At 58.6% G+C, this 22,476-nt stretch carries 24 protein-coding genes; 14 read left to right on the top strand and 10 right to left on the bottom strand.

Annotated features, from left to right (window positions below; genetic code table 11):
• Nucleotides 1-139 precede the first annotated feature (139 nt).
• The 4 genes from B2527_RS18085 to B2527_RS18070 all read left to right on the top strand — a co-directional run bounded on the left by B2527_RS18085 (nt 140) and on the right by B2527_RS18070 (nt 5,984).
• A protein-coding gene (locus B2527_RS18085; protein ID WP_293716842.1) for an IS3 family transposase occupies nt 140-1,257 on the top strand; the annotation gives its coding sequence in 2 pieces (ribosomal slippage) (nt 140-392 and nt 392-1,257; 1,119 coding nt in all).
• A 145-nt stretch (nt 1,258-1,402) separates the two neighbouring features.
• Nucleotides 1,403-1,633, top strand: a complete 231-nt coding sequence (locus B2527_RS18080) for a hypothetical protein (RefSeq protein WP_293716840.1) — start codon at nt 1,403-1,405, stop codon at nt 1,631-1,633.
• A gap of 531 nt (nt 1,634-2,164) precedes the next feature.
• Nucleotides 2,165-4,414 carry an McrB family protein gene (locus B2527_RS18075; RefSeq protein WP_293716838.1) on the top strand — a complete coding sequence of 750 codons (2,250 nt, stop codon included), beginning with the start codon at nt 2,165-2,167 and terminating at the stop codon, nt 4,412-4,414.
• A 4-nt stretch (nt 4,415-4,418) separates the two neighbouring features.
• Complete coding sequence (locus B2527_RS18070; protein ID WP_293716836.1) at nt 4,419-5,984, top strand: DUF2357 domain-containing protein; 1,566 nt, start codon at nt 4,419-4,421, stop codon at nt 5,982-5,984.
• 243 nt (nt 5,985-6,227) lie between these two features.
• Here the strand turns inward: B2527_RS18070 and B2527_RS18065 are convergent, their stop codons facing one another.
• The 3 genes from B2527_RS18065 to B2527_RS18055 form a co-directional block, all read right to left on the bottom strand.
• Complete coding sequence (locus tag B2527_RS18065; protein ID WP_293716834.1) at nt 6,228-6,869, bottom strand: hypothetical protein; 642 nt, start codon at nt 6,867-6,869, stop codon at nt 6,228-6,230.
• Between the two features lie 3 nt (nt 6,870-6,872).
• Nucleotides 6,873-7,385 carry a hypothetical protein gene (locus tag B2527_RS18060; protein WP_293716832.1) on the bottom strand — a complete coding sequence of 171 codons (513 nt, stop codon included), beginning with the start codon at nt 7,383-7,385 and terminating at the stop codon, nt 6,873-6,875.
• A gap of 140 nt (nt 7,386-7,525) precedes the next feature.
• Nucleotides 7,526-10,285: a UvrD-helicase domain-containing protein gene (locus tag B2527_RS18055; RefSeq protein WP_293716830.1), complete on the bottom strand. Its 2,760-nt coding sequence runs from the start codon at nt 10,283-10,285 to the stop codon at nt 7,526-7,528.
• A 382-nt stretch (nt 10,286-10,667) separates the two neighbouring features.
• Here B2527_RS18055 and B2527_RS18050 point away from each other — a divergent pair, with 382 nt between their 5' ends.
• Entirely contained in the window at nt 10,668-11,624 is a 957-nt protein-coding gene (locus B2527_RS18050) for a DUF932 domain-containing protein (protein WP_293716828.1), read from the top strand.
• Nucleotides 11,621-12,115: a JAB domain-containing protein gene (locus B2527_RS18045; protein WP_293716826.1), complete on the top strand. Its 495-nt coding sequence runs from the start codon at nt 11,621-11,623 to the stop codon at nt 12,113-12,115. Before B2527_RS18050 ends, B2527_RS18045 begins: the two co-directional genes overlap by 4 nt.
• Nucleotides 12,116-12,364: 249 nt before the next feature.
• Here B2527_RS18045 and B2527_RS18040 read toward each other — a convergent pair whose 3' ends face one another.
• A complete protein-coding gene (locus tag B2527_RS18040) occupies nt 12,365-12,712 on the bottom strand; it encodes a helix-turn-helix domain-containing protein (RefSeq protein WP_293716824.1) in 348 nt (115 codons plus the stop codon).
• 164 nt (nt 12,713-12,876) lie between these two features.
• Here B2527_RS18040 and B2527_RS18035 point away from each other — a divergent pair, with 164 nt between their 5' ends.
• The 6 genes from B2527_RS18035 to B2527_RS18010 all read left to right on the top strand — a co-directional run bounded on the left by B2527_RS18035 (nt 12,877) and on the right by B2527_RS18010 (nt 16,820).
• A complete protein-coding gene (locus B2527_RS18035) occupies nt 12,877-13,560 on the top strand; it encodes a J domain-containing protein (RefSeq protein WP_293716822.1) in 684 nt (227 codons plus the stop codon).
• 22 nt (nt 13,561-13,582) lie between these two features.
• Complete coding sequence (locus B2527_RS18030; protein ID WP_062168854.1) at nt 13,583-13,798, top strand: hypothetical protein; 216 nt, start codon at nt 13,583-13,585, stop codon at nt 13,796-13,798.
• Nucleotides 13,799-13,830: 32 nt separating this feature from the next.
• Nucleotides 13,831-14,070 (top strand): hypothetical protein, encoded by a 240-nt coding sequence (locus tag B2527_RS18025; RefSeq protein ID WP_293716819.1) that lies wholly within the window; start codon nt 13,831-13,833, stop codon nt 14,068-14,070.
• Nucleotides 14,071-14,171: 101 nt separating this feature from the next.
• Nucleotides 14,172-15,125 carry a toxin-antitoxin system YwqK family antitoxin gene (locus B2527_RS18020; RefSeq protein ID WP_293716817.1) on the top strand — a complete coding sequence of 318 codons (954 nt, stop codon included), beginning with the start codon at nt 14,172-14,174 and terminating at the stop codon, nt 15,123-15,125.
• Between the two features lie 90 nt (nt 15,126-15,215).
• Nucleotides 15,216-15,839: a hypothetical protein gene (locus B2527_RS18015; protein WP_293716815.1), complete on the top strand. Its 624-nt coding sequence runs from the start codon at nt 15,216-15,218 to the stop codon at nt 15,837-15,839.
• A 243-nt stretch (nt 15,840-16,082) separates the two neighbouring features.
• A complete protein-coding gene (locus tag B2527_RS18010; protein WP_293716926.1) occupies nt 16,083-16,820 on the top strand; it encodes a MobA/MobL family protein in 738 nt (245 codons plus the stop codon).
• Nucleotides 16,821-16,995: 175 nt separating this feature from the next.
• Here B2527_RS18010 and B2527_RS18005 read toward each other — a convergent pair whose 3' ends face one another.
• From B2527_RS18005 to B2527_RS17990, 4 genes are all read right to left on the bottom strand, one after another.
• Nucleotides 16,996-18,462: a YfjI family protein gene (locus tag B2527_RS18005; RefSeq protein WP_293716813.1), complete on the bottom strand. Its 1,467-nt coding sequence runs from the start codon at nt 18,460-18,462 to the stop codon at nt 16,996-16,998.
• Entirely contained in the window at nt 18,462-18,755 is a 294-nt protein-coding gene (locus B2527_RS18000) for a hypothetical protein (protein ID WP_293716811.1), read from the bottom strand. The genes B2527_RS18005 and B2527_RS18000 overlap by 1 nt, the downstream gene beginning before the upstream one ends.
• Before the next feature lie 11 nt (nt 18,756-18,766).
• Nucleotides 18,767-19,141 (bottom strand): helix-turn-helix transcriptional regulator, encoded by a 375-nt coding sequence (locus B2527_RS17995; protein ID WP_293716809.1) that lies wholly within the window; start codon nt 19,139-19,141, stop codon nt 18,767-18,769.
• Between the two features lie 102 nt (nt 19,142-19,243).
• A complete protein-coding gene (locus B2527_RS17990; protein ID WP_293716807.1) occupies nt 19,244-20,080 on the bottom strand; it encodes a hypothetical protein in 837 nt (278 codons plus the stop codon).
• 684 nt (nt 20,081-20,764) lie between these two features.
• On the opposite strand from B2527_RS17990, the gene B2527_RS17985 reads away from it, so the two are divergent.
• Entirely contained in the window at nt 20,765-21,373 is a 609-nt protein-coding gene (locus B2527_RS17985; RefSeq protein ID WP_414717129.1) for an SOS response-associated peptidase family protein, read from the top strand.
• A gap of 21 nt (nt 21,374-21,394) precedes the next feature.
• Here B2527_RS17985 and B2527_RS17980 read toward each other — a convergent pair whose 3' ends face one another.
• Nucleotides 21,395-21,814, bottom strand: a complete 420-nt coding sequence (locus B2527_RS17980; protein WP_293716805.1) for a low affinity iron permease family protein — start codon at nt 21,812-21,814, stop codon at nt 21,395-21,397.
• Nucleotides 21,815-22,017: 203 nt separating this feature from the next.
• On the opposite strand from B2527_RS17980, the gene B2527_RS17975 reads away from it, so the two are divergent.
• On the top strand, nt 22,018-22,167 hold the full coding sequence (locus tag B2527_RS17975) for a hypothetical protein (protein ID WP_293716803.1): 150 nt from the start codon (nt 22,018-22,020) through the stop codon (nt 22,165-22,167).
• A gap of 48 nt (nt 22,168-22,215) precedes the next feature.
• Here B2527_RS17975 and B2527_RS17970 read toward each other — a convergent pair whose 3' ends face one another.
• Entirely contained in the window at nt 22,216-22,467 is a 252-nt protein-coding gene (locus B2527_RS17970) for a hypothetical protein (protein WP_293716801.1), read from the bottom strand.
• Between the last annotated feature and the right edge of the window lie 9 nt (nt 22,468-22,476).

Genomic DNA, 22,476 nt, shown 5'->3' with positions numbered 1-22,476 from the left:
GTCTGGCGAGCGACCAGCACCTTTCGTGGGCGGGTGCCCGCACACCACTCAGCGGCAGTGACCACCTCCCAGCTTTTTGAGCCATTCAGAAGTAGAGGAATTCGGCGAAACTAACCCCAAGCAGAGAGGTGGCTTTGCCATGAAGAAGTCGAAATTCACCGAAGAGCAGATTGCGTTTGCCCTGCGCCAGGCCGAGGGCGGCACATCGGTCGGCGAGACGTGCCGGGAGATGGGCATTTCCGAGGCTACGTTCTACAACTGGAAGAAGATTTACGGCGGCTTGGGCGTGTCCGAGCTGCGGCGGCTACGGCAACTGGAGGAAGAGAACCGCAAGCTCAAGCAGCTGGTCGCAGATCTGAGCCTGGACAAAGTGATGCTTCAGGACGTCATTCAAGAAAAGCTCTGAGGCCGGTGCAGCGACATACGCTCATCGGCTTTCTGCAGCGTGCTTACGGAATCAGCCAGCGGCGGGCATGCGGCGTGATGCGCCAAGCCCGTTCCGGGCTGGCGTACAAACCGGTGCGCAGGATCCTGGATGCGCCATTGACGCGGCGCATCGAGGAGATAGCCCAGACGCGGGTGCGTTACGGCTACCAGCGCATCCACATCCTGCTGCGTCGTGAAGGCTGGCCAATCAATCGCAAACGCGTGCATCGGCTGTACAAGCTGGCAGGGCTGAATCTGCGCTCAAAGCGACCGCGGCGGCGCAGGGCGGCTGCGGACCGCTTGGATCGGCCACTACTCACCGCACCCAACCAGAATTGGAGCATGGATTTCGTTAGCGATGCGCTCTTCGATGGACGCCGTTTCCGATCGCTAACCGTGGTCGACAACTTCAGCCGCGAGTGTCTGGCCATTGTCGTGGGGCACAGCCTGCGCGGCGGTGATGTTGTCGAAACGCTGGAACACCTGCGGCAGGAACGCGGTTCACCGCGTCGGGTTCAGGCGGATAATGGGCCTGAATTCATCAGTATCGTGCTGGACAAATGGGCTTACGATCACGGTGTTACGATCGATTTTTCGCGCCCGGGTAGGCCGACCGATAACGCGTTCGTCGAATCTTTCAATGGTTCATTCCGGGACGAATGTCTGAACGTGCACTGGTTCCTGTCCCTTGACGACGCCCGCCAGAAGATCGAAAACTGGAGAACCGACTACAATCATTTTCGTCCGCATTCGTCCTTGGAAAATGCCGCGCCAGCGCAGTTCGCCGAGGCATTTCGGACAGCCCCAAACACGCCGATTTTTCTACCTTAGATCGGCTCAAGATTTGGGAGGCCCTCAGATGAGCCGCGATCTCGCGGGATAAATAGTATCGTGGCTACCACTGCGTACGGTTCGGGTGATCTGCTGAAGCTGGGATGATCAACGCTTCAAGGAAACGCTTTTTTACGGAGGAATGATGACGATGGCTGTACTGGGGTTCCAGCTGATGATCTTCATCAGCATGTTCGTCGCTATCCTCATGGGGCGAGGGTGGCTAAAAGCAGCAACCGTTTTCTGGGTGCTGTTAACGCTATTTGGCAGCATATACACCATGGGACTCATGGCGTTGCAGCTCATCACCATCTATTTCTCGTTCCGAGTGTGTGACAAGTTCTGGAACTGGCGTATGGCCCGACACAAACGTTAGGGAGGGGGCATGAGCAAAGCTGGGATGAAGGCGGACCTCAATAACATTTCGCGCAGTATATCGCCAAGCGTAACAGGCTTTGCACTGCTGGCAGCGCGTGAATTCAGGCCGTTCCGGCATTGGGCGCGGTGCGCGGTCACAGGACCGACATGCGTCACGTAGCACGGCGCGGTGAATTTGACAGGCAAGGATCCCATGCCAGTTCGCGCTCGATAGGCTTGGGGAGGGGATGCCGAGGCCTTCCTTTCGACACTTTCGCGATCAGTTCAGAATTGAGTGCCCGTCCGAGATTCCGCCGAGGAAGAAGAGGCGAAAGCTGTACTCGTGATGCGAGCATTGGTTAACCCTCATCCTCACGGATTCTGCTCAAGTCAGATTGGCCCTGAAGGCTCGGAGCAGGTCACTGGGTGGGGGAGTTTCGGAGGCTTAAGATGGGGCACATACATTGCGAATGTGTGGCACGATAAGTAGGAAAATCCAGGGTTAGTTGGCGTGTTGCTGACATTCCAATATCAGGGCGGGGAACGAATGGTGACGGATCTCAAGGATGAAAATTCATTGCGCGAGGCGTGCAGGGTGGCGCAAGAGCGGCATCGGAGTCAGCGCCACCTGGATGATTGGCTGAAGAGACTTACTGAGTGGCTTCAGTATGTGGCCAGTGTAAATGAAGCGACTTTTACGAGCCCGAAATTCCAGAAGGAGCTGTGGGAGAACGAGACCGTTTCTGCCACCGGCCAAGGACACATCGACGTATCCCGCGTGATCGCCGATCCGGCAATCGCGCGCCAGCTGTGGGAGCTAAAGCAATCGCCCATCCCTGCTGATCCCCTGGAATGCATTCAATGGTTCGCTAAGGCATGGGACGACATCGAAACGCGTGTTCGGGCGCTCACGGCCCGTCGGCCACGATTGAAGATGTATCGCCTGTTTGCCTCCCTCTGGCCCCACCATTTCACGACCGTTGCGCACTTCCACAAGCTGCGCAGGTTGGGGAGTGCCATGGGCCTGATTCCCGGACTTGAGCATCGTACGGCGTTGCATCAGCGTGTGCTTGATCGCCTTGCCGAGGTCAATGATCAGGCTGGAAGCGTTGAAGAACAAATGACACTGCCTTGGTTGCTATTCGTGCACTTCATTCAGGACGAAAGCAGCGATGCCACGGAGGTCGCCGGAGATAAGCCTGGTGAGATCCAACTGAACCCGTTGCCCGCCAATCGCCGCCGCCGCGGCATGACCGGCATCGGCGGCGGGTTGTCGACTGTTCTTGGCATGCTGGAGTTCGCGAAGGATGGTTGCAAGCGCGAAGACTTCATCGAGCATCTCCGTTCGCAAAATCCCACGCACACCCGCGCGACACTTAATACGAACCTTAACTGCCTCATGGCGGAATGGGGTGTCATTCGGGCAGAGGGCGACGAGCTGCAATTGACAGACCGCGGTGTGGCCCTGCTTGAAACGGGTGATCCAGAGGAAGTGTCGGACTGGATGCTCACCCGCATCCTTGGCTTCGACAATCTGTTGGTCATGCTGCGTGCCGGGCCAAGATTGCTCACTGAGATCGTTGATTCATTGCAGCGTGTAAATCCTGGGTGGACGACAAACTTCGCCCCCACAGTGCTGATCAACTGGATGCGCTACCTCAGCTTGGTAGAATCCGCGCCTGGTAAGCAAGTCAAGCTGACCGAAAGCGGTGAGGAATGGGCCGCTCGCGTGACTTGGGAACCCGGCGTTCTGGCGTCCGCGCCAACGTTGTCTCCAACCAATGAGATGTCGGCCACGGCCTCTGAAGCCGCGTTGGCCACTACGCTGCCTTCGGTGGCCTCGATTTTGGCTACCTTCCCCAAGGACATCGCGTTCCCACCGCATCTCGTGGCCCGATTGCATGCAGGCCTTTGGGCGAATGCGCGCCGGCATTTTGCGGTCTTGACTGGCTTGAGTGGCGCCGGCAAGACCCAGCTCGCTCGCTGCTACGCGAGAGGCCTGCGAGGCAATGGCAATGCCGATGGTGCATTCGAGATCGTGCCCGTGCAGCCCGGATGGCACGACCCCTCGAGCGTGCTGGGTTACATCAGCCCCCTCAAGAACGACATCTACGTGCGCACGCCATTTTTGGAGTTCCTGCTCCAGGCGCAAGGCGACCCGGACCGGGCCTACACGATCGTTTTGGATGAGATGAACCTGTCTCACCCGGAGCAATACCTAGCCCCGATGCTGTCAGCAATGGAAACCGGCGAGCCCTTGCGACTGCACGCACAAGGCGATGCCGTGGATGGCGTGCCGGCGAGCATCGCATATCCCGAGAATTTGGTTCTGATCGGCACAGTCAATATGGACGAGACCACACATGGATTGAGCGACAAAGTGCTCGATCGCGCAGCGGTCATCGAGTTCTGGGACATTGACGTGGATGTGTTCCCTGGCTGGTCAACCACGCGGCTGCCCACCGAACATGCCAGCCAGGTGCGCGAGGTCCTACGAACATTGGTCAAGCAGCTGCGTCCGGTCCGCCTGCATTTTGGATGGCGCACGATTGGCGATGTCATCGGTTACGTTGAAGCTGCAACCGACGGCGGCGTGCTGACAACGGAGGCCGCCTTGGATCACGCGATCTACGCCAAGGTGCTGCCAAAACTGCGGGGCGAGGACACGCCACGGTTACGCACAACCTTTGATCAGGTCGAGAGCACCTTGCGCACGCGCAATCTTATCGAGTCCGCTGAAAAGGTCGCCGAGCTGGCACAAGATTTGCGTCATCTGGGCAGCGCGCGCTTCTGGCGTTGAACCAATGGTGGCATTGCGTTGCATCGACCAAGCGAATGTCAGCCGAGAGCTTCTGCCCGATGTCACGGTGCCTGGGTTTCGGGAGCTTGGCACATACTTTTTTATCGCCCCGCTGGATGGCGTTGATCTGTATATCGACGAGGCGCCTGCGGAAGCCGTCCAGGTCGGTGGCCAGTCGGGCTGGCGATGGACACCAGGCTTTTATGCAGGCGTGGTGGTCGCCGAATTACTCAGTCATAGTGGACAGCGTCTGGCGGAGTACCGTCTTGATGTCGCTCCTGAAGGCAGCAAGCTTGGTGAAGGGGTCTTCCACACGTTGCTGGAGGAACTTCGTGCCTTTGATCCGGCGCTCCTACTCGGCACCGAGGCGGCACAAGCCAGTATCGGTGTGTCCGGTGAGGTGACTTCGCCGCTTCTGGCGTACGCGCGTCTGCGGCGGAACGGTGATGCCCTGCAGGCCGCCTTGCGAGCAGTGATGGACCATCCCTTGACCCGGCTGCAGTGTGACCGCGCCCTAGTTCCGGCCCATCACGTACGACGACTCGATGTCGCATCGGCCGTCAGACTACTGCGACATCCGGCGACAGTCGCGTACTTGAACGATGATGCCGGTGAATTGAATGAGAAGACGCCACTAATCGAAGTTACGCAGTCCACCGACACCGTCGACAATCCCGCAAATCGGGCTTTGGTCGCGGTCATGCTGTCGGTGCGGCTACGTTGCCAACATGTGGCTGATGCACTCGCGGTACTAGCGCGAGTGGACGAAAAAGCTGGCACTAGGACACCGTTGCAGCCTCGCTTGGCCCGAAAGTTGGCGTACCTAGACGGGCTGTCGAAAGCTCTTGCGCGCTTACTCAAAGGCGCCCCTTTCGCTTTGACTACCCGCGCCGAGGTGACTGCCGCCGGCTTGAACGCCATCTCTGCCCATCCCGCCTATGCACGTGCCTATCGGTTCGCTTGGTCGTCACTCCGTGGAGGCGTAGCTGGCGATTTAGTCGATGAGCAGACTTGGTTGAGTCCAACTTGGGAGATCTACGAGCGTTGGTGCTTTGCCCAGGTGGTGCAGTGCCTTCGAAAGCAACGACCGGATCTAAGCTGGACAACGCACTATCCGACGACGCGAAACGACTGCATCCGAGTGGTTGGGGCGGGCGATGGCGTACAGATGGAAGCGTGGTTGCAGCGTCGATTTCGAGCGGGTGACAGTACGCCGACCGGGTTTCGCGGCATTTCCGCCGAACTTCACCCCGATATCGTGATCACAGTCGATGACCGTGGTGTACGCAGGATGCTTGTACTCGACGCCAAGTACCGCACCAGTCGGATCAATGTTCTGGACGCTATGCGCTCGGCACATCTCTATCAGGACGCATTGCGTTGGGACGAGGCGCGACCGGTGTGCTCGTTGTTGCTGGTTCCTGGTGGTGGCGGCGCGCCTTGGTTGGAGGCGCCTGAATTCCATGCCGCTCACCAGGTCGGGGTCCTCCCTTTAGCGCCGGACACGCGGTTGGGTCTCAGTGTGGCGCTAGAACGCTGGCTGCCTACCTCCGCTTTTGGAGCCTTCTAAAAGTGGGGGATTACCGAGCAAGTCAAACAGTCGCATGGCTTTTATCCTCGGTAGTGACGAACCATGCACGCATTGGCTTGCTCGCCCAGGTGTACCCGATTGGGGCGAAGAGACGAAGAGGCGGGTAGATCCAAAGGCTTCTCCAGAAGAACCGCGTAGTCGGTGGTCAGTAACGACGGGGCCAAGACCGCGGTGTTCTTGGGCGTGACCCAGAGCAACCCGTAATCGAGGAGCGTGTGGAGATCAGCCCGCGACAACAAGCCATTGTCCAAACGGTTGGTGTACTCGCCCTTGTAGGGCAGCACGAGCACCGCCTCCAATACCTCCATCGCCGAGCACCTGGTGAGGGCGCAACGGCCACCGTAGGCGTCCAGCAACTTGGCGAGAAACAACGGTTGGCCCCTTGCGCTGGGCTACCGCACGCATCGCCCACACCCGGGCGACGTGAGTGCTGTCCAACGGAGCATTGAAGGCATCGGCCTGCGTTTCCGCCTCCGCCTTGGCTTGCTCTCCCATCGCCAACGGAGCCGCTTGCCACTTCCACGCGTCCATCGACAGCAGATCCCAATGTCCGTACTGGGCCGGATTGAACAGCACGTAGCGGATGCGCCGCAGCGGGCCAACCTCAACTACTTTGAACAGCCGATCGTGCGGATGGTCCTGGTCGCTTCGCCAGTTCGTGCGGGCGTAGTTGTAGTGAATCCGGCTGGCGCTGTTTACCATGAAAAACTGCAAGTCGGCACGGTCATTGCCCAATGGATCGGTGGGAAACCGCTCGCGGTCCGAGGCTTCCACCTCTGCCAAGGTTGCACGGCCCAACTCGGCGATCGCCGCAACCGCCCGCCAATACTTCACCCCATCGCGCTTGGCGCGTGTTGGAGCCATCGACTAGGCCCTCTGTGTCAACGTGCGGTCGGGATCCAGTGTCTCCCAGTAGTGCTCGCCGTTGAGGTGCTGTAGGGCGCTTTCAAAGGCGGGCAGCAGCGCCGGGTTGCTCATCAGGTGCGCGCGAGCCATCGACAGAAAAGCCTCGCGATCATTCAGTATCCCAGCCGCCTTCAAGTCGATGGCCTGTTGAATGTCAGGGTGGTCATGGGAGCCCACGTGCTTGAAGTTGGGCAAGAGGTGACGTTCGATCCTTGGCTCCTGGGAGGAGGGCTGCTCGCCAAGCACGCAGAGAAGGCCGGCCTTGGATTGTTCAAATATCGCCCGAAATGCTGGGCCTCTGGCTTCCAAATCCTTCTCTAGGTCCACGGATTGCTGAGCAGACTGAAGCGCCGCTTCTTTCACCGTTCTTTCTGCGTGGATCTGTCGCGACAGCTCTGCCGTCGCTGACTGCAGCACGCGTGCCCGGTCGATGTTATGCGTGAGGTCTTCCAGCGCCTGGTTCAGTGTGCTCAAGAATGACCTCTGAGGTCGGGAGGAATTGAATTGGGGGATGCATGGCAAGGCGCAGTAGTGCATGACATTGTAGGTTCGTTGGAACATGCAATGTTCGGTTGCTTGGCTTGTGTGCCGATTCGAAGCGGGGCCACGTGGAGCTATCCCGTTCCTCGCCGCTTTGGTTTGAAGCTGCATACGGGAAAGTTGGAGCAGGAGTGAAACTCCCCATAAGGGCCCGTGCGCAGCACCAGCACCCCTTGCTTGCAAGCCGGGCACGCTTCTTCCTTGACGGCTTCGCCATCGGCGTCGGTAATCTCCAGGACACCGTCTTCCTCCAGCTCCCGAAGAAACATTGAGCGCTGACCGCGAGCGGTAAACATCGCCACGGTGCGCCTGGCCCGGGTCAGGGCCACGTAGAACAGCCGGCGCTCTTCACTCAGGGGGAACGTGTCTCCCTCGGGCATCGCCAGGGCCAACACCGGATCATCGGTGCGCGTGTTGGGAAAACTTCGCCGACGCGGCGCGCTGATCATCTCAGGAAGGATGACGTAGTCCGCTTCGCTGCCCTTGGAGCGGTGGATGGTCAGGAAGGAGACGTCCACCCAGCGGTTGAACCGACTCTGCCTTATGGGCACATACTGCCGGTCGGCGTTGTAGCGGCCCAGGACGTAAACCGACACCTTGCCGTTTCGCCCCGGAAGGATCGTGCCATCGCGCACGCCGCCGGCCAGGCTCACCACGAAGCGGTCGATTGCATCGGCCAACTGGTCTTTGCTGTCCACCTGGAACGCTCGGAGCACTGGGCCTTGGGCAGGGGTCGCGGAATGCACGCGCTTGGCGATCTGCCCCGGATTCTTGGAGACAAACGCACTGGAGACGTCGCACAGAGCCTGGGGGCAGCGGAACGTTTGCTCCAGCTTGAGTACCTGGCCGTGGCCAAACCACTGGCGAAAGCCGGTCATCACAGACACGTCCGCGCCGGCAAAACGGTTGATCGACTGCCAGTCGTCGCCGACGGCGAAGAAGAAGCGGCCCTTGTCTTGGACCAGTGCACGGCACAACCTGGCCCGGGCGCGTGAGGCATCTTGGAATTCGTCGGCCATCACCAGATCGTAAGGCGATTCCACGCGCCCGCTTTCCAGGTGGCCGGCGGCGAGGTTGAGCATGTCCTCAAAGTCGATGCCACCGTCGATCGCCAAGGCGTGGTCCCACGCCGCCATCACCGGAACGACGATGTCCAGGAACATCTGGTGGCGCAGCTTGAAGGTGTCGGCAGGCATGGCGTCCAGTCGCTGCTGCAGGTCCGAAGCGCTCAAGCCATTACTCTTGGCGTGGCTCATGAACGTGCGCACTAGCCCAATGAGCTCGACCGATTCCATGGGCTTTTGGCCCTCCCTGGGAATTTCCCTGTCGGGGTTGGGGTCGAGCACCAAGCCACGGGCGGTCAGTTCGCGCTCCAGGCGGTCCAGATCGTCGCCGTGGCGCAACCCGTGGCTGGTGGTCTCAAACAGCGCGGTCCCTTTGTCCGCGTGGAGCTGCCGCTTCCAAATCACTCCTTCCAGGTAACCTTCGAAGTGCGTTGGCGGCACGCCGTCTGCGTTGAGCGCGAAGTGCTCGTGGAATAGGTCCAGATCGGGGTAGTAGAAATCGGGCTTGTATTGTCGGTGCGTTTCGTCGGCGGTGCGGTGGGGGTAGGGGCCCTCGTAGCGGTAGTTGACCCCGTTCAAGAAGAGCAGGTTGGCGATCATCGCCTCTTCCATGCTTTTCACCCGCTCACCGCGGTTGGTGACCAGCGCGCCCTTGCCCTGGGCGTCCCACACGTCCGCCGGCTCCGAGGCACCAAACGCTGGGAGGTCCTTTCCAAAGACGAAGCGGAATAGGTCCCACTGGCGGCGGAACGTCGGACAACGGTCTTTGAGCTGGTCCACGATGTCGGTGAGCTTTCGCACCCCACCGGCCGCGTCGGTGGCCCAATCGGGAATGTCGGGCTTTTCCCCGGTGGCCTTGCCGATGAGGCGCAAGCCCAGCGCGTGGAAGGTGGAGGCTTCCACGGTCACCTCCGTCATGCCCAGGCGCTCAAACGCCAAGGCTGCGCGGTCCTTGAGCTCTTCGGCGGCCTGCTTGTTGAACGCCAGCAGGACGATCCGTTCGGGGGCCACGAACCCTCGGTGGATGGCATACGCCGCCTTAGCGACCATCGTCGACGTCTTGCCCGAGCCGGCCGAGGCCACCACCTGCACGCGGTTGTCGAAGCACACCACGGCCCTTGCCTGTTCCGGGGTGAGCGGTTTGCTCTCCACCCGGTCCAGCAAGTCTTTGCAGGCCACCAACTCGTGTTTCACATGGGCGGCGTTGAGCGCGGCCCAGGCTGGGCGGTGGTCGGTTTCCCATGCAGCCAACGAGCGTTCGATCGCCTGGGCCGTCGGCCCCAGCCGGACCGCCACGCCCGGCTTCTTCAAGCGAGCCCGAAGGGCGGCATAATCAACCCTAGGGCGGGCCGCCAGGACGTCGGCCTGTTGTTCGTGGGTGAACCAGCGGCGCCGCTCCGAACAGGCTTGCTCTTGTTCTGTCTTGTAGTCCAGCCATGTATTGATTTTATGGTGCTCGCCCTTGAGGAGCTCCACGTCCTCGCGCAGGCGTTTCTCCGTCAATGCAATGCTCAACGCCTGAACCAAAGTAGCGCCTTGGGCGTTTGGCAATCCATCGGTCTTCACTTCCCGGTTCTGCCCCGGGTGAAATGTAATATCGGTCCACAAGGTGCCGGCGTTGACGCGGTACGTGGCTTCGTCCTCGACATTGACCTGATGGGTGCGGCCGTTCAGCGCCAAAGAGAGCTCCAAGCCCTCCAAGCGCAAGTGCCACTCCGATGATCCGGTTACGTGCCGGCCCACCCACGAGGGGCCCCATTCCTTTGCCATTCCTTGTCCCACATGTTCCTTGGAAATGCCGGTGGGGATGCGTCACCGTACCGACGGTTCCATGATAATCGCTTGACCTATCTTCTATTTGAATTTATTTCAGACCCTTAGTACTACGCTGAAGCAGGATCCTCCTGCTTTGCGTGTGCGCCTCGCATAGGCGTATCGCTTCGAGTACAACATATGAAAGATAAGTCCGAGTTCCTCTACTGCGTCTTCATCGTGGCTGCGGCCATCTTGTCGGCCGTAGCCCGTTGTTCGTTCACCCGCCCGGACCAGTTCGGCCGGGATTCCTACGACTAAACCAACAATCCAGATAGACCCACAAGGCCCGGCATTGTCCGGGCCTTGTGCGTTATGCCGTCTATGAAAGGAGACCGAGATGCATCACGTTGAAACCATGGCCTATGCAGGCCAAGTCCCATGGCATGGCATCGGAAGCCAGTTGGCTCCAGGGCAGTCCACTGAAGTATGGCGCGAGCGCGCCGGGATGAACTGGTCCTTGGAGGAGGCTGAAGTGCGATTCGCCGCCGAGGCTGAAGATCAGTATCCGGTGCGGGCATTCCCCGGGCAGAAGGTGCTTTATCGCTCTGACACCAAGCGACCTTTGGCCGTGGTGTCCAAGCGCTATCAAGTGGTCCAGCCGTGGGAGATCCTTGAGTTCTACCGCGACCTGACGCGCTACAGCGGATTCGAGTTGGAAACTGCGGGCGTGCTTCGTGGAGGGCGGAAGTTCTGGGCATTGGCCCGTACTGGGCAAGGTGTGGCCCTAAAGGGTCAGGATCAGGTCAATGGGTACCTTCTTCTGGCTACGGCCTGTGACGGAACGCTGGCTACCACCGCTCAGTTCACCTCAGTCCGTGTGGTTTGCAATAACACCCTGCAGATCGCTGTTGGGGATCGAACCGGAGCCATCAAGGTCCCGCATCGCAGTGCCTTCGATGCTGACAGGGTCAAAAGCCAGTTGGGTATCGCTGTTGAGGGCTGGCATGCCTTCGTGGAGCGGATGCGGATCCTCTGTGAGACACCTGTGAACCCTGATTCGGTCGATGGGGTTCTGCGGAATTTGCTCACGTATCCGGCTGCTCAGAATGGAAAAGCCATCGTGAATGAGCAGGCTGTGGCCAAGGTGCGGTCGCTGTACGACGGGCAGGGGAGGGGGACGAGCCTGAAGACGAGCAAGGGCACGGCGTTTGGCCTGCTTAACAGCATCACCGAGTTCGTGGATCACCATCGGCGGGCGCAGAGTACGGAGAACCGCTTGGATGCGGCGTGGTTTGGCCAGGGGGCCTTGCTAAAGCAGAAGGCCTGGAAGGAACTACTGGGGGAAGCCGCATGAACGTCTCGCTGCAGAAGCAATGCCTGGAAGAGTTACCTAGCGGTTTGAACGAACGTGACAGCTCCGTCCTCTCCCAAGCATTGGAAATCCTAGAGAGCAGGGCAATGGTCAGTGGCCTTCTGTTGGGAGATCCGGATGTTGCCGGAAGGTTCTTCCGTCTCCGTCTCGGCAGTGAAATCCGCGAGCACTTCGAGGTGGCGTTCCTCGATGCCCGCAACCGCCTGATCGCCGTAGAAAGGTTGTTCTCAGGCTCCATAGACGGGGCTGAGATCCATCCGCGGATTGTCGTCCAACGTTCCTTGGCACTGAATGCGGCAGCGGTCCTACTAGCTCACAACCACCCCAGCGGGCATTGCGAGCCGTCAGCAGCGGATCGAGCCATCACCAAGAGGTTGAAGGAAGTATTGGCGATGGTGGAGGTGAGGGTCGTCGACCACCTTGTGGTGTCGGCGAGCCAAGGCACCTCGATGGCTCTGCTCGGGCAGATCTGAAGACCCGGATACTTAGGAGAACAGCATGAAGGAAACGGAAACGTCCTGGTCATCGACCAGGGCGGCAATAGCTCGTGCCAAAGCGGCTGATCTAGACCGACAGGCCCGGGAGGTAGAGCGCTCAGCTGCCGATGGAAACTGGCGCATGAAGGCGCGGGCTAGAGAGGCCGCCAGCCGGCTTAGATTGCGAGCTGGGAGATACCTGGTGGAGGCTCAAGATCACGAAGGGCAGGATCTCCCACTCTTCCCCTAACCCGCAGGAGGGGACTTGCCTTCTGTGTAGTCCTTGATCAAGTGCAGAACGGCTTGTTGTCTTGATGCTGGAAGACGTGCGACTAGAAGGATGACTTCTGCCAAGACGTCGGATGTGGCGTGGAAGTAAGCAACAGGAACGCCGAGCGCCTTGGCCAATGCTTCAGCGGTTTTGGGATCAGGATCTCGTAACCCCAACTCGTAGCGCGAGATACGTGGTGCGGCGCTATTGGAATCTTCCAAGCCCAAGACAGCCCCCAAGTCAGCTTGACTCAACCCAGCTTCCAGTCGGGCCGCGCGCAGGCGACGACCAAAGACGGATTTGGGAATGGATGGAGCAGGCATGGAAACGGCACGAAGCAAGCGGTGTCCAAGTCTGCCTGTTTCATCATCGCATCACATTTGCCATTATGGCAAATAGTGGGGCGGTGATCTTGCCTAGCCGATCCCGTAGCAATCAATCAGACCTTTCAAGAGGCGCGTGCGCCTAAGGATTGACAGATATCCAAATGTCACAAGAGGACTACTACGAAGTCCTCGGGGTACGCCCCGAGGCGCCGCTCTGGGAAATAGAACTGGCCTACAAGGGTCGGCGAAGCCAGTACCACCCTGATCGTTACGCCGCGGGAGACGCGTCGTCCGTGGCGTGGGCCACGGCCAAGATGCAGGCCATCAACAAGGTCTACGTCATCCTTAAAGACCCTGGCCAAAGGGAGAGATTTGACAGCTTCCGAGCCACAGCCAGACCCAGCCCCGAGTCAGAGGCTCCAGGAACAAAGGCTTCAGAGCCTCCCCCTCTCCGCTCGCTTCGGCAGGCCCTGGAGGGACTCGAGTTCAGCAATGAGCCCTTTGAGCGCGTGTTTGTGGCTCCGGACATTCCAAAGAAGAAGCTCCAGGCAGCCTTGGACAGCTACGGGGAGAAGCTGCGGGCCCAGGACGTTGTCGTGCTCATCGACGACACCGTATTCGGCGGTGCTAGGGAAGGCGTGTTGATCACCGAAACCCAGATTCGGTGCAAGGCCAAGTTCGAGCAGGCTGAGATCCGGTTACTGGGTTGTCTGACCGAGATTACCGCTCACGGTGCGCACATCCGGATCCATGGCGAGCCCTTCATCAGCTTGAGCATTCCTAACTCGGATGACCTGCGACGGCTGTTCAGAGCCGTCAGCCATTACTTGCAAGAAACCAACTGATCTCAACCAACAGGGGAATGACATGAAGTACCTGATAGGCCTGTACGGCGTGACCGTGCTGATCGCGGCCATATGTTTCGATATTTGGGGGCGCTATGCCTACAAGGGGTTCTTCTACAACCTCGGGCAGGGCCTTGTCTGGCCCGTTGTGGTCTTCCCGTCATTCGGAAAGCTGATCGGCGGTGTGGTCTGGATCGTGGTGATCTTCGCCCTGCTTGTCCTGGTGAAGAGGCGATAAACATGACTCTTCGGAAACGAGCACTTCTCCCAATGGTGATCGTCGTGCTGGCACTCAGTGCCTGCAGCAGCGAGCTGGACAAGGTCCGAGGCCAGTTCATAGACAACTGCATGAGCAGCGGCGCACCGAAGTCCAACTGCAGGTGCGCCATCGACAAGCTGCAGGACCACTACGGCGAGCAGGGCTTGGTGGCCATCAACAGACAGGGTTACCCACCGTCCGACTTCGCCGAGCAGCTGTTCGTTGCAGCGGGTCAGTGTCGGAACCCCTGATAGCGCCTGCCGTCCTGCCCGCGAAGTAGGCCGACGACAGTATCGCTTGTTACCTCTGGCGACCGAATGCCGGCCGCCCGACCATATAGACAAGGAATTCCATGAAAAGTATCAACTACATTGCAGCCGTGCTGGCTGCACTTCTTCTTGGTGGTTGCAGCAAACCAGTCCTGGACTGGCGCAATGCAGAACTGAGTAACGGCAAGATCTATGAATCCGGCTCCAATGAACCCTTCGACGGACGGGTGACCGGTGTACCGCACAAGCAGCTCGAACCGCTCCTGGGCTCTCTGAGAACCATCCTTCAGAACCTCAATACCAATCAGGCCACCAGCATGACCGCACTGCTGGGTAACTTGAACTATGTCTGCGATGTGGAGGTGGAAGAAGGATTGGTAGGCGGCCAGTACACCTGCCGCTATCCGCAGTCACAGGTCGTCGCCTACGAAGGCAAGCGGACTGACGGCGGTCTGGATGGCGAGACCGTGTTCCATACGAAGACAGGGAGTCCTGGCGTCATCCTGACGATGCAGAACGGGCGCGTGGAAGGGCCGATCAAGATCTACTTCGCCGAAAAGCCCGGGCAGCTTTCCTATCAAGCCATGGCTGTGAACAACGGGCTGGAGGGGGAGGCGATCAGCTACTACCTGAATGGTCAGGTCAAGGTAAAGGCCAACTTCAAAGGCAGCGTGCCTGTAGGGCTGTGGGAAGCCTACTGGGAGGAGAACGGAGCCATCTCGGAGCGGGGCCTGTACGAGGGTGGAAAGCTGGTCTCACAGACCCACTATCTGCAAGACGGTACGGAATACCTGACCGAACCGGAGATGTGGGCGCTCCATCGTTCAATTTCGCAAAGCGATGATTTCGCTCTGACGCCCAAGCAGGAAGTTCTGCTTACAGAGGCGGAGAAACGATACAACGCAGTACGCCTGCTGACGCCGGCCCAGCGCGAAGCGAAGTACCAGGCGGAGCAGGAGAGTATCCGGGCCGACAAGATCGCTCGCGGACTCGATCCGGACTGCTGGGTCTGTGACGGATCGGACAAAAGGAACTGACGGGGTAAAGAGGGTACATAGCGGGCGTGCATCGGCACGCCCGCTGCGTGCGCGTGTTTTGATTTTTGCCAAAGGATCTCAGGAGAGACGATGAAGAAGGTAGGTATGCTGGTAGGCGCCATGTGGGCCGTACTGGCGTTTGCAGGTTGCAAGAAGGAACCGGCGCTGACCCAAGCAGGGGACATCAATCTTGCTGGATGCGAAGTACCGGCGGGTTTGACGCCCGTGCAGGCAGAAGCGGTTAGCTGCGCACCTGCGCAAGCTGAGCCGCAGATCACAGCGGAGCCCTCTGCAGCTGCTCCGGTGGAGAGTGTCATCAATGAAGCACTGGCTCGAGATGCTTTCGTCTTCAATCAGTCAGAGGAAGACGTCGAAGCTAGGCGCTTTGCCGAGGGTGACCTCAATGGCGACGGTGTCAGTGACAAGGCCGTGCTGTTCGTACTGCAGGCCACTGATGGCGGTAACGGCTACGCCACGCACCTGGCGGTCTTCCTCAAAGAAGGTAATGGTTTGACGTATGCAGACTCACTGCCTGTGTCGGGTTATGGGGAGGGAGTTCAGGAGTTCGCAGTGCAGGGAGGGATGGTTGTCATGAAGATACTGGTCCAAGGACCGGGTGATGCAACCTGCTGTCCCTCGGTGGAGAAGAATGTCAGCTACGTTCTTCATAACGGGAAGTTGATTGAGGCTAAGCCTGTCACTGCAGCGTACTGATTGAACTACTGCTCGGAGCAGGGTGAGTAGTTTCTTACTCCTAGGTGCATAAGGTATGAGAGAAGCCGGCTACTAGTACTTACATGACTCCCCCCAATGACGTGCACTACATGCAATAGAAGGGAGGGGGGGGAATGCAGAGCGCGCACTTACCGTTTCTCAAAATCCATCAGGCTGAGCAGTTTTCAAGCCACCCCATAGAGGCCAGTGACCAACGTCACTGGCCTTTCTTCGTTCCAGACAATGAGGGTCACCGTGTCAACATTTCATCTAGAGGTAAAGACTGGCGCCAAGGGAAGAGCCGTAGGGCATAGCGCCTATATCTGTCGCGAAGGACGGTATCGGTCACGGGAGGACTTGGTCGACGTAGGGTGCGGGAACCTACCTTCTTGGGCAGAGGGAAGTGCTCGAGCGTTCTGGGCCGCAGCGGATGCACACGAGCGCATGAATGGTGCCGCGTACAGGGAGTTCATCGTTGCGCTTCCAAACGAGCTCGTCGGCAGCCGGTCGAGAGAGCTGGTGCAGGATCTCATTCACTTCCTGGCGGAAACGAAGACCTACGAGTACGCAGTGCATGCACCCGAGGCGTCCCTCGAAGGAGGAATGAATATGCACCTGCATCTGATGGTGTCAGATCGCATGCCGGATGGGTTCCAACGATCCGCCCCGCAGATGTTCCGGAGGTACAACTCCTATAAGCCTGAAACAGGCGGATGCAGGAAGGATGCGTGCGGCAGAACGAGCGTGCAGGTAAGTGAAAGCTTGATTGAAACTCGCCAAATGGTTGCGAGCATCATTAACGAACACTTGCAGCGCAATGGCATCACGGAGCGTGTTGATCACCGGACATTGAAGGAACAGGGTGTTGGACGCAGGGCGGAGCGTCATCTGGGGGCGTTCCGTATCCGGGGCATGTCGGAGAACGAGCGGTCGGCCTACGTAGATGCCCGGCAAGCCATGCGGGGGCAAAGTGTGCTTTGACCTAGGCCGGACTATTAACCTGAAAACCGAGCGATTTCGCCCCAACTGGGGCGTTGTCGCATCGTGTGCATGTGCTTCCGGTCTGAAAAGGCCGGGGCCGCTCCCTTCTGATAGTCACCGGAACAGAGAAAGGCCGCTCCTCTCGGAGCGGCCTTTCTTGTGGGAACGGTTGGGGTCAGAGCGCGCCAGTGCGACCAAAGACGGACGGGTTGAACTCGATAATCAGCTTGCTAGTGCGGCCGCTGCGGCGTTCAGGAACCACGCGAATAGCGTTGTCCTCCACCAGCAGCTCCAGAGCGGCTGCAAAGCGCCCCTGATGGCGAACCGGCCCGCACTTACGAACGTCATTGCGGTATGCCCAGTCACGACAACGAATCCAGTACTTCGTGCGCATGTACTCCATCAAAGACCGGGCGTCCTTCTCGTCCTCCGGAAGATCATTGTGGTCGCCAAACTTCTCAACGAACTCTTCCTGGTAGAAGAGCGCGATGTTGATCGCACGCTGCAGCGTCGCGCGCTCGATCACGTCACCTTCGATTCCCTCAAAGTGATGGAAAATCCCGGCGATTCGGCTGGCGATTTCCATGGTCTTCGAGGCAGCGTCACGGATGCTGTGGTAAGCGCCGCCTTTGGCGAGTTCCGGCTCGATGATGTCGTAGGTGTCCTTCCACAGTGCCTTGGCATCGGTGGAGAAGCGAAGCACCTTCTTGCTACAGTTGCCATCGGCATGGCGCTGGTCGCGAGCTTCCAAGAGCTGGGTCATGCGCGTGTGGAAGGCCAGGACGTTGGTGCCATGTACCGTGTTCTCGTCGGTCAGCTCCTTGGCAGCACGGTAGCCCTGGGTCGACTCGGGATGGCAGAACAAGAAACGAGCAAGGAAGCCAGATGCGCGTGCCGCGCTGTTCTTCGTCCTCAGAAAGTCCTGGAGCAGCTGCTCCTGGATCATGAAGCTGAGCGTCAAGCGCGGATCCGTAACCTGGACTACCTCGTCAGCGCGGTCCAGCATGAGCAGCGAAGGGGCATCCCACAACTTGTTCAGGGTTGCAGAGTTGCGGAACGCGCCGCTCTTCAGGAGGGTCGCACCCTCATCGCTAAGCATGGCGATAGACTTGCCATCACCCTGTACCGCATTGATCAAGCCGCGCTCGGTGGCGTCCTGCACAATGATGCGAGTGCATTCAGGCTTCACAGGTTCGGCTGCCTTGTGTACGGCAAAGCGCTCACGCAACTCGGCGGTGTCATCACCCTTGGCGATCGTGCTCGTAATCAAGCGATTGATCGCTTTGCTCTCGATCTCCCAAAAGCCGTGGTCGACTTCGTACTGCTCCGCTGCAGCTTTGTACACATTGACGTACGACAATTCATAGTCGTAGATCGGCTTCATAACCAGCTTGTCCGTAGCCGTCTTGCGCTCGCCGGATTCCGCGACGGTGGCAAGATACAGCGCACAGGGCGTTGTTGCGCCATAAGGCAGCATGACATCGACGTCGGACTGGCATGCGATCGACATGCCGGTCAGAAACGACGTGGCAACCAGGGCATCCGGTGCCTGGATGGTCTCCATGGTTTCCTCAATTGCCAGTGCAACCGGCTTGTAAAACTCGTTCACCGGGAACGCGAAGGGGGGGATGTGCTTGGTCATTAGAGTGCCTTGTCGGTGCTGGAGGTGGAGGTGAAGGCGGCCTGCGCTGCCATGAGTTCCTTGAAACGGGCGGGGTGCAACTTCAGGCCCTGGGTCTCCAGCACCTCCAAGATTGCCTTCTGGCTCACCTGCTTGTTCAGCAGTTCCACGATGGTCGGGTACAGCAATGCAAACAGCTGGGCTTTCTGATGCTGCTGCTTGGGCTGCAGTGCCTTGAGTGCATCCGTGCAGCGGCTGGCCTGGTCCAGCAGGTGGTCGTCGGCATGCATGACGGTATTGTTGTCGGTATTCATCTGCCTTCCCCTTACCGTGCCGGCTGCGCAGCAGCGCATGCCAGGACGTAGGCCATCACTTCCGAGCGCCACCACGCGGTAGGCGAGCGGTCGGAGGTACCGAGCTTGAAGGGCTTCGGGGCTCGGGCGTCGTAGGCGGGCAAGCGCGAATTGAGGCGGGCGTACCAAGTACTCTTGGACAAGCCGACGATCGACAGGACCTCGGGCAGGCGGATTGCCTGATCCAGGGCAGGTGCGCCCTGGAGCGACTGAAGGATCGCCTCCAGGTGGCGCAGTGCGGTCTGGTCTACAAGCAGCGCGTCACAGTTGGACGCGCTGCTGAGGGCTTCCTTCGACAGAGGAGCTTTGGCAGGGGCACGGTTAGCGGTTGAAACGTCGAACGACATGAACTTCTCCTTGGTTGATCGCGGTGCGTCGCGATTTGCCGAGGATTGTCGGTAGTCATGCCAATGTTGCGAAGCCGCGAACTAGTGGCTGGCTTTACTTTTTTATTTGTTTTTGTTAGGCGCGTAGTCGCTGGTCTTCTTAAGTAACCTGTTGAAGCTCGAGTGGACTTTTGCGTAGGGGGCCTTCTTCTCACCCCATGATGTAATCATCTGGTGCATTCGGTCGCCCACGTCTTCTGGCGACAGTTGGCCGGTGACATTCCAACTGGCGAAAGCTGCAACGGCCGCGTCGTACTTTGGATCGTTCTGGATCAGCTGCGCGATTTTTCCGCTTAATGCGTCCGGAAATTTAATTCTCTCCGCGACTTGGTAATGCTCCATTACTTCCAGTGCAGCCTCAGCTATGGCATCTCGTGGTCCATTGTCCACACCGATTGCACGTGTCGCACGCTTGGATTCTGCTTCGGTTACTGGAGAGTGGGTTGTACCCAAATAAAAGCTACATTGAAGAAGGGCGTGCATCGCCCGCTGCTCGTCGGAAGCGTTGTATGCATTCCTAGCTTCGATCCAGAACGCTATTGCAATCTCAAGCGCACCGTCAATGGTGATAGTTGCTTTGGGCTTAAGGGTGTTACGCTGAAGCTGAAGATGTTTCAACTTCTCATGATCAACTTGCCCGTACTGAGTATGTCCGTCATCGTTTTGAGTCTGCTCCACGCCCCTCCACGCTTCAGCAATCTCGACATCCAGCTTCTGAAAGGCGTCAAGATTCTTTAGTATGCTTGCAAGCTTCCAACTTTCGTATGCGGTAGCGCTACCTTCCTTTTCAAGACGCTTGCATGTCTTCGCCCATAGCGCCACAAATGGGCCTGGTTGATACTGTCTGTTTTCATGAGCGCTTCTGATCATGCTCAGCAAGTAATCAAACAGCAGTCCCATAGTTGGGAGAACTTCACTGCTGTTGTATGTTCCAGTTGGCCGTCGGTTGGACGGGCGCAATTTAGTGGGGACCAAAGGCTGGACCGATGAGTCCATTTTCCAGCTAGTGGGCTTCTCGAGGATGAGAGCATTATTGTCGCTGTGAAGCATGCGTTTGCCTGGGCTTCCGTTTCATGGTTGAACAACCAATGATAGCTGGCTCGCTTAACCCATGAATAAATAATCTATAAAAGTGTCGTTGCTGGTATCCGAAGTTGCCGGCGTCGCAGCATTGTTCGGGAAAAGGATGTCCGGTGAGATAAGCACGCGAAGTGACGACGCGTGCGCGTAAGACCTACGTTTTGAGGTTGATCGGCCAGCCTTCACGACTCAGCAGGATGTGGGTGCGCTGGTAGCCGTAGTGCATTGGCCTGTTCAATCTCGGCAATGCGATAGGCGCCGTGTTGGGTGGCTGGGTCATCAGCGCAGGGCTTGGTTACGTCGCGCCGAACTGGGCTGGCGGACTGCTCTCGCTCATTGCACTGGGTTTTGCGCTTGCCACTGGCTATCTAGATCGCCGCGAAGCTCGCGCCCTGCCGCAAGCGGCCTGAAACTTGACGTCTGACTGACGCTGAGCGTCCGCCAGGCCCAGCGACCTGAACAACAGGAGGCCATCTCTTGGTCAAGTACTCAATCTTGGAACTGGTGAAGATCCCAAAGGGAAGTATCTCTCGAGCGCGCTGTGGGGCTCGCGATTGGGACTTCTTCCCCCAGTGGTATGCCCCGTTCATGATTCGGGAGGGCGACGCCTACGTGATCAAGCCGATGCGCTACCAGCTGGGGAAGCCGGGTCTGCTGGCGTCCTCCGACTATGTGGGCGAGGGCAAGGCGCGCCAGTTCTCTGGGACCTACAACGCTCGCTGCGACAACCTGGAGCGCTACTGGCGCAAGCAGTTCGGATACACGGACGGGCTGATGGTCGTGGACACGTTCAAGGAGCACGTGGGGGACCAGCAGGGGGTAAACCACAGGCTCCGGTTCACCCCGAGGACCGGAGAAGCCATGTTCGTGGTGTGCTTGTGGGCCAAATGGGTTGACCCTGATGGCATAGAGCCGGACATGCTCTGCTTTGCTGCGGTGACCGATGACCCGGAGCCGGAAGTAGCCGCTGCTGGCCACGACCGGGCGATCAGCAACATCAAGCCCGAGCACATCGAGGCCTGGCTCAAGCCAGACCCGGCGAACCTGCAGGCGCTGTACGCGATCTTCGACGACAAGCGGCATCCGTTCTACGAGCACAAGATTGCGGCTTAGGCTTGGATCACTGCCGTCCTGTCAGTCCTCAAAAGCAGGCTGGCTTGGGGCGCATTTACCTTTCTTTTGCTGAGCCATTGCAGCTGTCTTCGCCAATGCTTCATATGGCTGCCTGATTTCTTCAAGCTTGTCGTCGTCCATTTCTTCCAGATTGAGCAGCTCGTTGTTTGCGTCGGTTGTAGCCCTGATCAGCTCGTCGAGTTTTATCTGTAACGCTGCCGAATCGACGTTCTGGGTGTGCTGAATGAGGAACACCATCAAGTACGTGATGATTGTGATGCCGGTGTTGATGACCAGCTGCCATGTATCGTTGAAGCCGAAGATGGGGCCGGCTACCACCCATATGAGAATCACGGCTAACGCTGCAACGAATGCGCCGAGGGAGCCGGCCCCGCGAGCGGCTTTGCTCGCAACGGAGTTGAAGAGGTCTTTTACGTGCATTGCCTGTCTCATAGATAGCGGGTCAAAGGCAAAGATGATCCAAGTAGGCGAGTCGCCACGTGAAGATTGGCAACGTCACTTTGGTATGCACAGGTGCACAGTCAGTGATGTCTCTGGAAGCTTGACGTGTCGGCACGCGCAGGCAACGCAGCTCCCGTCAGTCTGCGCCTACGGCAACTGGCCGTAATCGACAGGAAACGGTCATGAACAATCAGCGCGATCAAAGTCAGAACGATCAACGTAACTTCGGCGATAAGAACAACCCTGGGCAGAATCAGAAGCAACCCGGCCAGCAGGATCAGGGGCAGCAGCAGAGAAAGGCGCCAGGTCAAGACAACGACGAGGAAGAGTGAGTATTCACTCAAGCAAAGAGCCCGGCCGTTGGCCGGGCTCTTTGTGTTTTAGCCGAACAGGAGACTCCACTGGATCTCGGACTCCCGATACTTGAATTTGAAACCGTCGAAATCGATTTGATTGGCGATCTTCCCTTCGTCATCAATCAGGGTGCGAACTTCGATTTCTCCACTACTCCGATGCGCGATTCGTCTGCCGTCGCTCAGGCCGGGCTTGACTGGCATCGTTCGAGTAGACAACAGCTTTACAGGGCGACGTTCTTGGCCGGGGCCTTCCAAATACATCGCTACCGATCCCATGGCTGCCTC

It is taken from the genome of Stenotrophomonas sp. UBA7606 (assembly GCF_002477705.1).
Taxonomy (GTDB): domain Bacteria; phylum Pseudomonadota; class Gammaproteobacteria; order Xanthomonadales; family Xanthomonadaceae; genus Stenotrophomonas.
This window is presented reverse-complemented; position numbering and strand designations above follow the sequence as displayed.